Origin of the sequence: Achromobacter sp. (assembly GCF_032113835.1) — a bacterium.
Classification (GTDB): Bacteria; Pseudomonadota; Gammaproteobacteria; order Burkholderiales; family Burkholderiaceae_B; genus Achromobacter.
Genome location: NZ_DAMCTG010000045.1, coordinates 13,895 through 28,341, shown reverse-complemented (window position 1 = coordinate 28,341; position 14,447 = coordinate 13,895). Strand labels below are relative to the sequence as shown.

The following is a 14,447-nucleotide window of genomic DNA, read 5'->3' as shown; positions in this document are numbered from 1 at the left end:
TGCAAGGCCGACCCCTATGGACCGGCCCTTACGGACCGGTCATGAAGCTGAATTACTTCGGCGGCATGCGGATGGCGCCGTCGAGACGGATGGTTTCGCCGTTCAGCATGTCGTTGGTGATGATGCTGTGGACCAGCTTGGCGTAGTCTTCCGGGCGGCCCAGGCGCGCGGGGAAGGGGATGCTGGCTGCCAGCGAGTCCTGCACTTCCTGCGGCATGCCGAAGATCATCGGGGTGCCGAAGATGCCCGGGGCGATGGTCATGCAGCGGATGCCGGTCTTGGACAGATCGCGTGCGATAGGCAGCGTCATGCCCGCAACGCCCGCCTTGGAAGCGGCATAGGCCGCCTGGCCGATCTGGCCGTCGAAGGCGGCGACGGACGCCGTGTTGATCATCACGCCGCGTTCGCCGGTGGGCTCGGGCGTATTGGCGCTCATGGCCTCGGCGGCCAGGCGCATCATGTTGAAGCTGCCGATCAGGTTGATCGACACGACCTTCTGGAAGAGCTCCAGCGGGTGCGCGCCGTTCTTGCCGACGATCTTGGCGGCGGGGGCAACGCCCGCGCAGTTGACCAGACCGAACAGCGAGCCCAGCTCCAGCGCGGCGGCCACGACCTTCTTGCCGTCAGCTTCCTGGGTCACGTCGCAGTGCACGTAGCGCTGGCCGAGTTCCTTGGCGAGGGCTTCGCCCGGCTCATCCTGCAGGTCGGCAATGACGACCTTGGCACCGTGTTCAACCAGCATGCGGGCGGTGCCGGCGCCCAGGCCGGATGCGCCGCCGGTAACGATGAATACCTTGTTCGCGATTTCCATGTGTCTACCACCAGATCAGTTCAAGGGAAGAAAGGCGGCGCGCCGGGCGCCGGATGCAACAAGGCCTTCGGGCCAGGGCCGGGACGCGCTGCGTCCGGCCGGCGCCGAAGGCCTCTGGGCCATCGAAACGCCGATCAGCTTTGAACGGCTTCGAACAGGCGCGACTTGATTTCGTCGACGGCGCCCACGCCCGAGATCTTGCGGTACTTCGGGGCAGCGGCGGAGTCTTGCTGCGCCCAGGCGGAGTAGTAGTCGACCAGGGGACGCGTCTGCTCGCGGTACACCGACAGGCGGTGGCGCACGGTTTCCTCGCGGTCGTCGTCGCGCTGGACCAGGTCTTCGCCGGTGACGTCGTCCTTGCCTTCGGTCTTGGGCGGGTTGAAGCGCACGTGGTAGCTGCGGCCGCTGGGCTGGTGCACGCGGCGTCCGCTCATGCGTTCGATGATGTCTTCTTCGGGAACGGCGATTTCCACGACGTAGTCCAGCTTGACGCCGGCGCTCTTGAGCGCGTCGGCCTGCGGGATGGTGCGGGGAAAGCCGTCGAACAGGTAACCGTTGGCGCAATCGGGCTGCGTCAGGCGGTCTTGCACCAGGCCGATGATGATCTCGTCGGAAACCAGGCCGCCGGCGTCCATGACCTTCTTGGCTTCAATACCCAGCGGGGTGCCCGCCTTCACTGCGGCGCGCAGCATGTCGCCGGTGGAGATCTGGGGAATGCCGAAGTGCTGCGTTAGAAACGCGGCCTGGGTGCCTTTGCCGGCGCCGGGGGGTCCGAGCAAGATGAGACGCATGAGTGCTCCTGAAGGGGTTTATTTTTTGTGATCCGGGGGATTATGCCGCAACGCAGCAGCCAATGCGGGGCTGCGCCATGGGAAATAACCCTTATATCTGATTGCTGTAGATCAAGCGGACGCGCTCAAGGTCGGCCGGGGTATCTACCCCACCCGCAGGAGGCGTCGACGCCCGATGGACGACGATGACGTGGCCGTGTTCCATGGCCCGCAGTTGCTCCAGCGATTCGAAGCGTTCCAGCGCGCCTTGCGGCAGGGTCGGAAAGCGGCGCAGGAACGATGCGCGGTAGGCGTAGAGGCCGATGTGATGCCAGGCGGGCAGTCCCTGCGCCAGCACGCGTTCGCCGCCGGCCAGCGCGTCCCGGGCCCAGGGGATGGGGGCGCGGGAAAAATACAGCGCGCGGTCGTCGGCGGCGCAGACCAGCTTGACGACGTTGGGATTGAACAGCGCCTCGGCGTCGGCCAGCGGGCATGCACAGGTGGCGATGTCGGCCTGCGGATAGGCTTGCAGCTTGGCCGCCACCGCGTCGATGAGTTCGGGTTCGATCAGGGGTTCGTCGCCCTGCACGTTCACCACGATCGCGTCGTCGGGCAGCCCAAGCTGCTCGACCGCTTCAGCCAGCCGGTCGGTGCCGGTGGGGTGTTCGCCGCGGGTCATCAGGGCGCGCAAGCCGTGCGACTGTGCCGCCTGCTGCACGCGCGCATCATCGGTGGCGATGAAGATCTGCGACGCGCGGGACTGCGCGGCACGGTCGGCCGTGCGCACGACCATCGGCTTGCCGGCGATGTCGGCCAGCGGCTTGTCGGGCAACCGGGTCGACGCGGTGCGCGCCGGGATGATGGCGATGAAGCTCACGATGCGGCGTTCAGCGAGGGGCGGCGGCGTCGTCCAGCGCGCGGGCTTCGGATTCCAGCATGACCGGAATGCCGTCGCGCAGCGGGAAGGCCAGCCGGTCCGCGCGGCAGACCAGTTCGGCCTGCTGCCGGTCGTGTTCGAGGCGGCCCTTGCACAGGGGGCAAACGAGGATGTCGAGAAGGCGGGATTCCATGACCGGGATTCTAAAACAGTTTTGCCGCCGGACCGCGCGCGACGCGTCAGGGTTACCGCAAGCTGCGAGTTACGCAGTTGGGTTGTGGCCCTGATTTTTGCCGCCGCCGTTCTGGCCCCCGGCCGGGCGCTCTTCGCGAGTGCGCAGCGCGTCGGCTAGCCAGTCAAAGAGTCCCGGGTCGGAGAACGCGGCTTGCACCGGCACTTCCCACAGCCGGGGATCGTTCAAGGCGCCGCACTTGATGGCGTCCTTGGCGGTCACCAGGATGACGTCGGCATCCAGCGCCTGGAACGGCGAGGTGGCGTAGTCGTGGTGATCGGGCAGGGGAAGCGTCGCGGACAGCGTGATGCCGGCTGCTCGCAGGGTGGCAAAAAAGCGTTCCGGATTGCCGATGCCGGCCGCGGCCGCGATGCGCGGCTGCCCGGCAAAGGCGGACAGCGGCTGCGTGGCGTGTCCCCCGATATGGCGCGCCAGGCCGGGTTCAAGCCACATCTGGACTTGGCGGGGACCGCTGCTTGCGGTGTCTGACACCCTGGGGAGACGGCCTTCATGCAGCGACGGCGCCTCAAGGGTGTCAGACACCGCAAGCAGTCGGCCGTCATGCGGCGAAGGCGCCCCAAGGGTGTCAGGCACTGCAGGCGAGGCACCGGGCGTGCCGATATTGGTCACCACGGCGTCCACGTCGCCCAACCGGCTGGCGGGCTCGCGCAGCGGGCCGGCGGGCAGCAGGCGCCGGTTGCCCACGCCGCGCTGGTCCTGCACCACGATTTCGATGTCGCGCGCCAGGGCCAGATGTTGCAGGCCGTCGTCCGAGACGATGACGTCCACCCGAGGGTGGGCCTGCAGCAAGACTTGGGCGGCGAGGGCGCGCTTGGGGTGGATGCACACGGGCGCGCCGGTGGCGCGGGCGATCAGCGCGGGTTCGTCGCCAAAGCGGGCCGCTTCCAGATCGCCCAACCCCACGCGCGGATGCGGGCCGACCTTGACGCCGTAGCCCCTGCTGACCACCCCCGGGGTGTAGCCGCGGGCACGCAGGTTTTCCACGGTGGCGATCACCATGGGCGTCTTGCCCGTGCCACCCACGTAGATGTTGCCGATCACGACCACGGGTACGGGCGCCCGGTAGGACACTTTGGCGCCGGTGGCGTAGCGCGTGCGTTTGCGTTCGACCGCCCAGGCGGTCAGCGCGGACAGCGGGCGCAGGGCGGTGGACAGCCAGCCGCCGTGCTGCCATTGGCGGGCCAGCAGTGATGCGCGTCGGGTTTTCAACGGTTGGTCTGGGCGGCGAAATTGACGCGGCCGATGCCGGCAAGGCGCGCGGCTTCCATGATGTTGATCACGGACTGGTGGGTGGCCTGGGCGTCGGCATTGATGATGACGAGCGGCTCGGTCTTGCCGGCTGCGGCCTGGCGCAGGGCCTCGGCGATTTCGGGCGGCGTGGAGACGTCGATCAGGGTGCCGTTCAGGGCGTAGCGGCCATCCTGGCTGACCGCGACTTCCAGCGCGGGCGGCGTGTCCTGTTCGGAGGACGCCTGCGGCAGCGTCACTTTCAACTGCGTGAAGCGGGTGAACGACGTGGTGGCCGCTAGGAAGATGAGGATGACCAGCAGGACGTCGATGAGCGGAATCAGGTTGATGTCCAGCTCATCGCGGTCGCCCCGGGAACCGCGGAAATTCATGGACGGGCCTCGCGGGAGGCGCGCGCCGGCGCGAGCGCACGGATCAGGCGCGAAGCGGCCTGTTCCATGGCGTTGAGGTAACCGTCCACGCGGCCACGCAGGTAGCGGTGCGCGATCATGGCGGGAATGGCGATGAGAATGCCGAAGCCGGTGTTGTACAGCGCGATCGAGATGCCGCGCGCCAGTTGGGCGGGGTCGCCGCCGCCAGGGGTGTAGGAGCCGAAGATTTCGATCATGCCGACGACCGTGCCGAACAGGCCCATCAGCGGGGCGACGACGGCGATGGTGCCGATGGCGGAAATGTAGCGGCCGAGATCATGCGCGACGGCCCGGCCGGTGTCCTCGACCACGTTGCGCAGTTCTTCGCGCGGCAGGTGGCGGTGACGCATCACCTCGGCCAACACGCGGCCCAGCGGCGAATTGCGTTCCAGCCGGTGGATCGAGTCCGGCGTGTCCTGGTGATTGCGCAGCATTTCGGCGACCTGCTCGTTCAGGCCACGCGGCAGCACCAGGTTTCGGCGCAGGGCCAGGAAGCGCTCGAAGATCAGCGCCAGGCCCAGCACGGATGTCGCCAGCAGGGGCCAGATGGGCCAGCCGGCCTCGCGCAGAATGGAAAGCAAAGCGGTCAACTCCTGAGGAGCCGAAGGCGCCGGGAGCGGCGCGCAGTGGCATCTGAACAAGCCGAAACTGTAACGGCGCGGCGCGCATGTGGCAAGGCGGGGGGATCCCGAAACTATCCACAGAATCTGTGGATAATTCTGTGTAGAACTCAGCCGGAAGGCTTATGGGCACAGGGCTTGCGCTTGTTTGCTTCAATTGCGCGCACTGTCGTGTCTTAAAAAACTTTATATAAATCAATGGTTTGTACCGAATTTGCTGGCTTTCTGGGCCGTTCGTGCAAATTTCTGCGAAAGCGGTATCATTGCGCCCCGCTACGCATGCCCTGTGGACAGGTTCGCATCGGAAAGCCCCATGACAATTGAGCTCCCAGTCACAAACAACGCATTTGCGCGGGAAATCCTTACAGTTGCCCAGCTAAACCAAGCAGTGGGGCAGTTGTTGGAGCGCAGCATCCCGGCGCTGTGGGTTCGCGGCGAGATTTCCAATTTCACGCAGGCGGCGTCCGGCCACTGGTATTTCACGCTGAAGGACAGCCGGGCCTCCGTGCGGGCCGTCATGTTCCGCAGCCGCGCCAGCGCCGTGGGTTTCGTGCCCCGGGCGGGCGACCAGGTCGAGATCCGGGCCCGCGTTTCCCTGTACGAACCGCGGGGCGACTATCAGCTACAGGCTGACGCCATGCGGCGGGCAGGATTAGGGAATCTGTACGAGGCGTTTTTGCGCCTGAAAGAGCAACTGGCCTCCGAGGGCCTGTTCGACCCGGCCCGCAAGCGCGAGCCCGTCCGTCTGCCCCGCGCGATCGGGGTGATCACCTCGCTGCATGCGGCCGCGCTGCGCGACGTGCTGTCGGCGCTGGCCCGCCGGGCGCCGCAGGTGCCGGTCATCATCTATCCGGCCCCGGTTCAGGGGGCGGACGCCGCAAACAAGCTGGCCGCGCAGTTGCGTCTGGCCAATGAGCGGGCCGAGGTCGACACGCTGCTCCTGGTGCGGGGCGGCGGCAGCATCGAAGATCTCTGGAGCTTCAACGACGAAGACCTGGCGCGCCAGGTGGCGGTCAGTGAAATTCCCGTCATCAGCGGCGTGGGCCACGAAACCGACTTCACCATCGTGGACTTCGTGTCGGACCTGCGGGCGCCCACGCCCACCGCCGCGGCTGAACTGGCCTGCGCGCCGCGCGCCGAATTGCTGGGCCGCGTGATGCAGACCCTGCAAACGATGGTGCGCGGCCAGCAGCGCCGGCTGGAGCGGGCGGCGCAACGCCTGGACCGCGCCACCGCGCAGCTCGTGTCCCCGGCGCAACGCCTGCAGCACCAGCGTGAACGCCTGAACAGTCTGCAATACCGCCTGGCCTCGGCCTGGTCGGCGCCGCAAGGCCGGCGCGCCGCGCGCGTCAATCTGCTGGCGCAACGCCTCAGTCATCGTGCGCCGGACACCGGTCGGGCAGCCGAGCGGCTGGCCGGCGCCGTGCGCCAATTGGGGCAGGCCCATGCCCGCCTGCTGGTGCAGCGGCGCAATCGGCTTGCCGCCGCCTCGGCACAGCTACGCGCCCTGGATCCCGGCAACACGCTGGCGCGCGGCTACGCGATCGCCCGCGACGCGGAGGGCCGCATTGTTCGTGACGCGGCCGCGCTGTCGGCTGGCCAGCCGCTGGACCTGAGCTTCGCGCAGGGCGGGGCGCAGGTCCAGGTGCAATCCACGCGTTCCACGCGCGACCCAGGCTGATCTTTCCGCGAGCCCCGACTGGGGGCGGCGCGCGGCTCGGTCGCGCGCAAATCCTTTCCACCCAAACCATGGCGGCAGGATGTTCCACGACAGAAATCTGAAATGGGCGGCCACCGGTCTGGCCGCGGCGATCTGGGCAACTGGGGGTTGCTCCGTAGCCCTCGCGGAAACCGCAGCGGTTTCCCCGGCAGCGGCGGCGGCAGCAGCGGAGGCGGCAGCGGCCGCAGCCACGGCGGCAGCCACTGAGGCGGCTGCCGCAGCGCCCGTCAGCGCAGCGTCTCCACGTCCAGCGCCCGTCCCGGCAGCGTCTTCGACCCCAGCGCCCGCAGCCGCCGCGCCCGCAGTCACGCCGCCCGCGCCCGCAGCCGCCGATTGCAACTGCGCGTCGCCATACCGCGAATACAAAAACGCCGACACCCCGCAGACCGAGGCGCTGTTCGCAGCGGTCAGCCGCAACGACGAGGCGGCATTCCTGGCCGCGCTGGCGCAAGTCGAACGGCCCGGCGACTATGCCCGTGACGGCGTGCCCTTGCTGCACGCTTTGCTGATGCCGCCACCTGGTCTGCGATCGCAGTACGTGTATTGGGACATGACGCCGGCAGACGCGGCCCGGTTGCGCCAAACCCACGAGGCCGGCCTGCCGGCCCGCGCGCGCATGCTGGCCGCGCTGCTGGCCACCAAGCCGGCGCTGAACGACATCACGTACGAATCGCGCCGGCCGCCGCTCCACCTGGCGCTGCTGTATGGCACGCCCGAAATCATGGAGACGTTGCTGGCGGCGGGCGCCAACCCCGACCAGCGCGGCGACCAGAACAACACCCCATTGGAATTCCTGTTGCACCGCGATTTCGAATTCGCGGTGCGCCAGACCTACCTGCCGCGCCTCGTCGACCGCAAGAACCTGACGCGCATGGTGGTGTCCCTGTTCGGCGCCGGCGCCGGCCGCCCGTACGCGGCGCTCGACGCCGCCGACAAGACCTCGACGAGTCCTTTCAAGGACGGACAGGGCAAAGCGCGGCCCGCGGCGGACTTCCTGTCCTGGCTGCCCCTGGTGGAGTTGACGGAAGGCGCAGACGCCCTGCGAGCGCTGGCCGCGACGGGCAGCCGGCCCGCCTATGAAGAGGAACTGACCGCCCTGGCGTTCGCCGCCTACGAAGGCGATGCGCAGGCGGCGTCGTACCTGATGGAGCAGGGGCCGCGCACGATCCCGGCCACGGCGTACGGCGAAACCGGCGACCGCGACGTGTGGCTGGATGCGGCGCAGGCGGCGGTCGAAGGCGGGCATCCCGCAATCGCCGAACAACTGCTGCGCGCAGGCATGCCCTTCGCACAGCGCGGCCCGCAAGTGGGCTCGGGCGGCCTGATATTCGCCAAGCCCCAGATGGGCAACAGGCCGATCATGAACCTGGCTGCCCAGCGCGGCGACACGCAGACGGTGCAGCGCCTGCTGGCCCTCGGTGCGCCGGTCGACGGCGATCCTGCTGAGCCACATGGCAACACGCCACTGGCCGATGCCGTCGAAGCCGGCAAGACCGACGCCGTCAAGGCGCTGCTGGCCGGAGGCGCCGATCCGGGCTTGCGGCGCGAAGGCTACGACCGCCGGTCGGCGCTGGAGGTTGCGGTGCGGGCTGGAGACACCGCGCTCCTGCGCACCCTGCTGGCGGCGATGAAACCCGACGCGCTGCGCGCGGCGCTGCAGAACCCCGCCGACTCGCCCGTCGCGCAATTGCTGCGGCAGCCGGGCGGGCAGGGTGCGGCAGTGCTGCGCATGTTCGCGGACGCGGGTTTCGACATGAAGACGCTGGACGCAAGCGCCATTCGCCAGGCACTTGAAAGCCGCGATACGGCGCTGGCCATGATGCTGATCGAAGCGGGCGTGCCGGTGAATCCGTCCGGCCCCGATGCCTTGCCGCTAAGCCTGGACGATCCGCGCGGCACGCCGCCGCTGCTCCTGGCGGCGACGTCGGGCCAGGTCGCGGTGGTGGATGCGTTGCTGGCCAAGGGCGCCGACCCCGCCGCGATCGCGCCGGACGGCGAGAGCGCCTTGTATTGGCTGATCGGCCGGCGGGACGCCACCATGCTGGACCGGCTGCTGCACGCCGGCGCGCGGTTGGATGACCCGCGGCTGCCGGTTGCGCCAGAACGGTACGCGCTGCTCAACGCTGCGGTCGTGTCCGGCGACATGGAGACGGTGCGCCGCGTGAGCGCTGCGAACGGCCAGCCGGTTGGGGAAGCGTGCCTGCCGGACAACGGCGAGTTCGTGCTGATCGACAAGCCCGGCTATTTTGCGCAACTGCATGAGGCAGGCTTTACCGGGCAGCCATCGTCTTGCGCGCGCGATGGACGTCCCTTGCCCGAGCGCATCGTGTCGATGCTGCTGCAGAGCCGGCAATTGATCACCGCGCGGCACGAGACCGTGGTGCAGGTGCTGGGCCAGTTGAAGGAATCGGGCATCGATCTGGATGCGCCTTTGGCCGACGGCGATACGCCGCTGAACGCCGCCATCCGGCTGGGCCGCCGGGACCTCGCCCAAGCGTTGCTCGATGCCGGCGCAAGCCCTGACGCCGACGACGGCGCGGGTCGCGGTCCTGCGTGGATCGCACTTGAGACCGGCCAGCCCGCCATGCTGTCCCTGCTGGCGCAGCACCACGCGCGATTCGACGCGGCCGCGGCGCCTTCGGGTCAGTCGTTTCGCGCGGCGCTCGTCTGCCAATCCGATCCGGCCTTTGCACGCGTACTGCAGGATGCGGGCGTCGCGCTGCAGGAGGACTGCGCGCCGCCGCCCGCGCAAGGCCGGAGCGTGGGTTCCAAGGCCGCCAGCAAGTCTTCGGAAGCCGTGCGTATTCCGGGGCATTACTACCTGCGCGGCGTGCGGGAAGTGGGCAGCGAATTGCTGCTTTTGGAAGACGGCAGCTTCGAGTATTTCCTGAGCTATGGCGCCGTCGACATCAACGCGCGTGGCGCCTGGCGCAGCGACGGCAGCCAGGTCTTCCTGGACACGCCGCCGCTACGGCCGTACTCGGCCATTGCGAGCGTGCGCGCGGACACCCGGCCGGCTGAGCCCGGCATGCTGACGGTGCGCGTGTATCACCGCGGCCGCCCGGTCAGCATCGACGTGGCGGTGTCGTCGGCCGATCAGGATCTGGGCGGCGGGCCGCGCCAATCGGAAGGCGCGGACGGCGTCTCCGTGCCCATCGCGGCGGGCGCCATGAAGGCGTTGGCGGTCTTCGTGCCGGTGCCCTCTGGTGGACGTTGGCACGAGGTGGACGTCGCCGGCATCGACGCCGCCACCCGCGCCGTGCGCATCGACGTCGACGTACCCGACGCGGCGGCCAGCGCGCCGCTGCACAAGATTCTGGTCATGGCGAAGGACGGTGCGCTGGTCGAGACCGCCGGCGGCCGCGAGCTGCGCTACATGAAGTGACGTCACGCGCGCCGCCGCCCGCGGGCCCAACATCGCGCGGTCATAAGCATGTGCCCGTTAACCCCGCGCCAGCGCGGGGTTAACACCGTATCCTCAGGAGTTGCCGATACAATTGACCGGCTTGATCGTGCTCTCAACAGAAGGAACCATCACATGGCACATACTCTTCCCCCCCTGCCTTACGAACTCGACGCTCTGGCGCCGCACATCTCCAAGGAAACGCTGGAGTTTCACTACGGCAAGCATCACCAGACGTACGTCACGAATCTGAACAACCTGATCCCGGGTACGGAATTCGAAACGCTGTCGCTGGAAGACATCGTGAAGAAGTCCTCGGGCGGCATCTTCAACAACGCAGCCCAGATCTGGAACCACACGTTCTACTGGAACAGCCTGGCTCCCAAGGCCGGCGGTGCACCGACGGGCGCGCTGGCTGACGCCATCAACGCCAAGTGGGGCAGCTTCGACGCCTTCAAGGAAGCCTTCAACAAGTCGGCTGCCGGCAACTTCGGTTCGGGCTGGACCTGGCTGGTCAAGAAGGCCGACGGCTCGGTCGACATCGTCAACACCAGCAACGCCGCCACCCCGCTCACGACGGCCGACAAGCCGCTGATCACCTGTGATGTCTGGGAACACGCGTACTACATCGACTACCGTAACGCGCGTCCCAAGTACCTGGAAAACTTCTGGGCTCTGGTGAACTGGGATTTCGCCGCCAAGAACTTCGCCTGATCGGCACTTCCAGCACGCATGCGGCCCTTGCGCTGCATGCCTGGAAACACGACCCCTCGCCCTGGCGAGGGGTTTTTTATTCAGGAAAAAGTCAGTTTCGAAAACCCTGTCGATTGTCGCGTTCATTACACGGAACTGACGCGGGAACAGGCTTTTCTTCAGGGTAAGCCCTTACCGAAACGTCGCTATCGTTGCCCACGGTCAGCGGCTGCACCCCGGAGCGCATGGCTGCGGCAAGACCGCACAAGCCGGGGCAATCACAGGGAAGGGAAGCATGTTGCGGTTATTTTCGGGGATGCGCATCGGCGCTCGCCTGACAGGGGCGTTTTTGCTGGTGGCGGTGATAGGCGGTGCGATCGGAGCCTTTGGGGTGTGGGGCCTGGCGCGCATCAATGACATGAACGACAGGCTTTACGACACCGAACTGCGCGGCATTTCGGATCTGAAGGAAGCCAACATCAATCTGATCTACGCAGGACGCGCGCGCAATGCGTACCTGGGCGCGTCCACCGACCAGGAGCGTCTGGCGCTGCGTAAGCAGTTCGACGACGCGGTCAAGAACATGGACGTGCTGCGCGAGAAGGCTGCCAGCAAGTTCTACGAAGAACAGACCAAGCGCCTGCTGGTGCAGTTCGGCGAAACCGAGCAGGTGTGGAAGCGCGACGCGGCCGCGTTCTTCGAGGCGGCCAGGTCGGAGCCCATGACGCAGACCGATCCGCGCGTGGCCGAGGCCGAAAAGCGCGTCATCGCTTCGTCGCAGAAGCTCGATGACCTGATGACCAATCTGGCCATCAGCAAGGAAAAGGTCGCCGAGCGCTCGGTGGCGGAAGGCACGGCGCTCTACAACACGGTTCGCGCCATCATGATCGCGCTGGCGATCGCCGGCGTGGCCATCGGCATGTTGTTGGGCTGGCTGGTGACGCGCGGCATCGTGCGCCCGCTCGGCGAGGCCGTGTCGGCGGCGCGCCAGGTGGCCGCAGGCGACCTGACCACCGATATCCGCGTGGTCACGCGCGACGAAACCGGCGACCTGATGGGCGCGCTCAAGGCCATGAACGAAAGCCTGGCCCGCATCGTCAAGGACGTGCGCGACGGTTGTGAAAACATCGCCTCGGCGTCGTCGCAGATCGCGCAGGGCAACGCCGATCTGTCGCAACGCACGGAAGAGCAGGCCTCCTCGCTCGAAGAAACCGCGGCCTCGATGGAAGAGCTGACCAGCACGGTGCAGCAGAACGCCAACAACGCCAGCGAGGCCGACCGTCTGGTCAGCCAGGCGTCGAACGTCGCCGTGCGCGGCGGCGAGGTTGTCGAAGGCGTGGTGCAGACCATGAGCGCGATCTCGGACAGCTCGCGCCGCATCGCCGACATCACGGGTGTGATCGACGGTATCGCGTTCCAGACCAACATCCTGGCGCTCAATGCCGCCGTGGAAGCGGCGCGCGCCGGCGAGCAGGGCCGCGGCTTCGCGGTCGTGGCGGGCGAAGTGCGCACGCTGGCCCAGCGTTCGGCCGTGGCCGCGAAGGAAATCAAGGCCCTGATCGACGAGTCCGCGACGCGCGTCGAAGGCGGCACGCGTCAGGTCGACGAGGCCGGACGCACGATGCGCGAAGTGGTGGACAGCGTGCGCCAGGTTGCGACGCTGGTGCGCGAGATCTCGGGTGCATCGGAAGAGCAATCGACCGGCATCGGGCAGGTGAACCAGGCCGTCTCGCAGATGGACACGGTGACCCAGCAGAACGCCGCGCTGGTCGAGGAAGCCGCGGCCGCCGCAGCCAGCATGCAGGAGCAGGCCACGCGTCTCGCGCAGGAAGTGCGCCGCTTCAAGGTGGATGCAGGCGGCGGGTCGGCGGCGCAGGCGCAGGCCCGGCTGCTTCCGGCCGAACGCGTGGCGGTGCGCAAGCCCGCCGCGCCGGCAGCCCGTGCGGCGCAGGCCAAGCCCGCGCTGGCGAGCGCTTCGCAGGACGACTGGTCCTCGTTCTGAGGTCCGGTCACGCGGCGATGGACGGCCGTTGATCGGCCGTTCCCGTCCGCACTTCCGGTTCCGCAGCGCTGCATTCTTTCGGCTACGGGTCAGGATGGAATGGTAAGGTTGGCAACCTCCCTCGCCGCCCCGTCCCCGTCCATGAGTCTGCCTGACCCCGTCCGCCGCGTCATCGCTCGAACACGCCGGCTGGCGCGCCGCAAGGTACGCCAGATCAACCGGTTGTCGAGGAAAAGCGTGCAGTTGGGGCTGCTGCTGGGCGGCGCCGCGCTGGTGGCGCTCATGTCGCTGGGTTTTACCTATCTGGCCGACAAGGCGCTGGCCTGGAACCGCCAGTGGGTCGCCTATAACGGCTGGCTGGCGTTGCTGATCATGCCGTTCGGGCTTGCCGCCCTGCGCTGGCTCACGCTGCGTTTCGCGCCCAATGCCTCCGGTAGTGGCATCCCGCAAGTCATCGGCGCGTTATCGCTGCCGCCGGGTCCCAGCCAAAACAGCCTGGTGTCGCTGGCCCAAAGTCTCTGGAAGATACCGCTGGCGTTCTTCGGCATGCTGTGCGGCGCATCGATCGGGCGCGAAGGTCCGTCCGTGCAGGTGGGCGCCGCGCTGATGCTGGCGTGGGGCGATTTCTGGAAGCGCCGCGGCTTGCAGCTGCGCGGCTTTCACGCCAACGAGCTGATCGCGGCAGGCGCCGCAGGCGGCCTGGCGGCCGCGTTCAACGCGCCGCTGGCCGGCGTGATCTTCGCCATCGAGGAACTGGGCCGCGGCACCGTGCTGCGGTGGCAGCGGCTGGTGCTGATCGGCGTGCTGGCCGCCGGCTTCCTGGTGGTGGCGGTGGAAGGCAACAATCCATATTTCGGCGTCTTCGCCGGCGCACCGCTGTCGCAGAACATGGTGATGTGGATCGTCATCTGCGGCGCGCTCAATGGCGCACTGGGCGGCATCTTCGCCCGCCTGCTGGGCAAGGGGCCGATCGGCGCGGCGCCGCAGTCGTGGCGCGCATGGATCCGGACCCATCCCATCTGGACGGCGTTCATCATGGGGCTGGCCCTGGCGGTGATCGGCCTGTGCACCGCGGGCAGCGTGTACGGCACGGGCTACGCCGTGGCGGCCGACCTGCTCAACGGCAAGGATTCGGTGCCGGACGGCTTTGGCCTGGCCAAGCTGGCGGCCACCGTCGCGTCCTATTGGGCGGGCATTCCCGGCGGCATCTTCACGCCGGCGCTGACCACCGGCGCGGGCATCGGTCATCACATCTGGGAGCTGGCGGGCGAGGGCGTCGATCAACGCGTGCTGGTGCTGCTGTCCATGGCGGCCTTTCTGGCGGCGGCCACGCAGGCGCCCTTGACGGCAAGCGTCGTGGTGATGGAAATGACGGGCAGCCAGCCGATGCTGTTCTGGCTGCTGGTGGGATCGCTGCTGGCGTCGGGCGTGTCGCGCCAGTTCTGCCCGCAACCGTTCTACCATCTGGCGGCCGGCCGTTTCCGCCGTCAGGCCATTGTCGACGCTGGCCGCGCGGCCAAATCCGGCGCGCACTGATCGCGGGCATGGCCGCCCGGTTTCGTGCGCGCGCGCGCCGGGCAATGTGAACGTCTACTGGACACTGTCCGTGCTGCGGACATCCAAGTAACGCACCAACTTGG

General features: G+C 67.9%; 12 protein-coding genes. 5 read left to right on the top strand and 7 right to left on the bottom strand.

What is annotated here, in order from left to right:
* Positions 1-52: 52 nt before the first annotated feature.
* The 7 genes from RT697_RS16465 to RT697_RS16435 all read right to left on the bottom strand — a co-directional run bounded on the left by RT697_RS16465 (position 53) and on the right by RT697_RS16435 (position 4,950).
* Positions 53-811: a 3-hydroxyacyl-CoA dehydrogenase gene (locus RT697_RS16465; protein WP_175123486.1), complete on the bottom strand. Its 759-nt coding sequence runs from the start codon at positions 809-811 to the stop codon at positions 53-55.
* Between the two features lie 134 nt (positions 812-945).
* A complete protein-coding gene (gene adk, locus RT697_RS16460) occupies positions 946-1,602 on the bottom strand; it encodes an adenylate kinase (RefSeq protein ID WP_191575623.1) in 657 nt (218 codons plus the stop codon).
* 91 nt (positions 1,603-1,693) lie between these two features.
* Positions 1,694-2,458, bottom strand: coding sequence for a 3-deoxy-manno-octulosonate cytidylyltransferase (gene kdsB / locus RT697_RS16455; protein WP_313700273.1), 765 nt, complete (start codon positions 2,456-2,458; stop codon positions 1,694-1,696).
* A gap of 10 nt (positions 2,459-2,468) precedes the next feature.
* Positions 2,469-2,651 carry a Trm112 family protein gene (locus RT697_RS16450; protein WP_105239494.1) on the bottom strand — a complete coding sequence of 61 codons (183 nt, stop codon included), beginning with the start codon at positions 2,649-2,651 and terminating at the stop codon, positions 2,469-2,471.
* A 69-nt stretch (positions 2,652-2,720) separates the two neighbouring features.
* Entirely contained in the window at positions 2,721-3,920 is a 1,200-nt protein-coding gene (lpxK, locus tag RT697_RS16445; protein WP_313700271.1) for a tetraacyldisaccharide 4'-kinase, read from the bottom strand.
* Positions 3,917-4,330 (bottom strand): biopolymer transporter ExbD, encoded by a 414-nt coding sequence (locus tag RT697_RS16440; RefSeq protein ID WP_313700269.1) that lies wholly within the window; start codon positions 4,328-4,330, stop codon positions 3,917-3,919. The genes lpxK and RT697_RS16440 overlap by 4 nt, the downstream gene beginning before the upstream one ends.
* The gene (locus RT697_RS16435) at positions 4,327-4,950 is read right to left on the bottom strand and encodes a MotA/TolQ/ExbB proton channel family protein (protein WP_313700267.1); all 624 of its coding nucleotides are present in this window, start codon (positions 4,948-4,950) and stop codon (positions 4,327-4,329) included. The genes RT697_RS16440 and RT697_RS16435 overlap by 4 nt, the downstream gene beginning before the upstream one ends.
* A 352-nt stretch (positions 4,951-5,302) precedes the next feature.
* Here RT697_RS16435 and xseA point away from each other — a divergent pair, with 352 nt between their 5' ends.
* From xseA to RT697_RS16410, 5 genes are all read left to right on the top strand, one after another.
* Positions 5,303-6,670, top strand: a complete 1,368-nt coding sequence (xseA, locus tag RT697_RS16430) for an exodeoxyribonuclease VII large subunit (protein ID WP_313700266.1) — start codon at positions 5,303-5,305, stop codon at positions 6,668-6,670.
* A gap of 79 nt (positions 6,671-6,749) precedes the next feature.
* Positions 6,750-10,094: an ankyrin repeat domain-containing protein gene (locus RT697_RS16425; RefSeq protein ID WP_313700264.1), complete on the top strand. Its 3,345-nt coding sequence runs from the start codon at positions 6,750-6,752 to the stop codon at positions 10,092-10,094.
* A 153-nt stretch (positions 10,095-10,247) separates the two neighbouring features.
* Complete coding sequence (gene sodB, locus RT697_RS16420; protein WP_313700262.1) at positions 10,248-10,826, top strand: superoxide dismutase [Fe]; 579 nt, start codon at positions 10,248-10,250, stop codon at positions 10,824-10,826.
* Between the two features lie 274 nt (positions 10,827-11,100).
* The gene (locus RT697_RS16415) at positions 11,101-12,807 is read left to right on the top strand and encodes a methyl-accepting chemotaxis protein (protein ID WP_313700260.1); all 1,707 of its coding nucleotides are present in this window, start codon (positions 11,101-11,103) and stop codon (positions 12,805-12,807) included.
* Positions 12,808-12,948: 141 nt separating this feature from the next.
* Positions 12,949-14,343 carry a chloride channel protein gene (locus RT697_RS16410; RefSeq protein ID WP_312428605.1) on the top strand — a complete coding sequence of 465 codons (1,395 nt, stop codon included), beginning with the start codon at positions 12,949-12,951 and terminating at the stop codon, positions 14,341-14,343.
* Positions 14,344-14,447 lie beyond the last annotated feature (104 nt).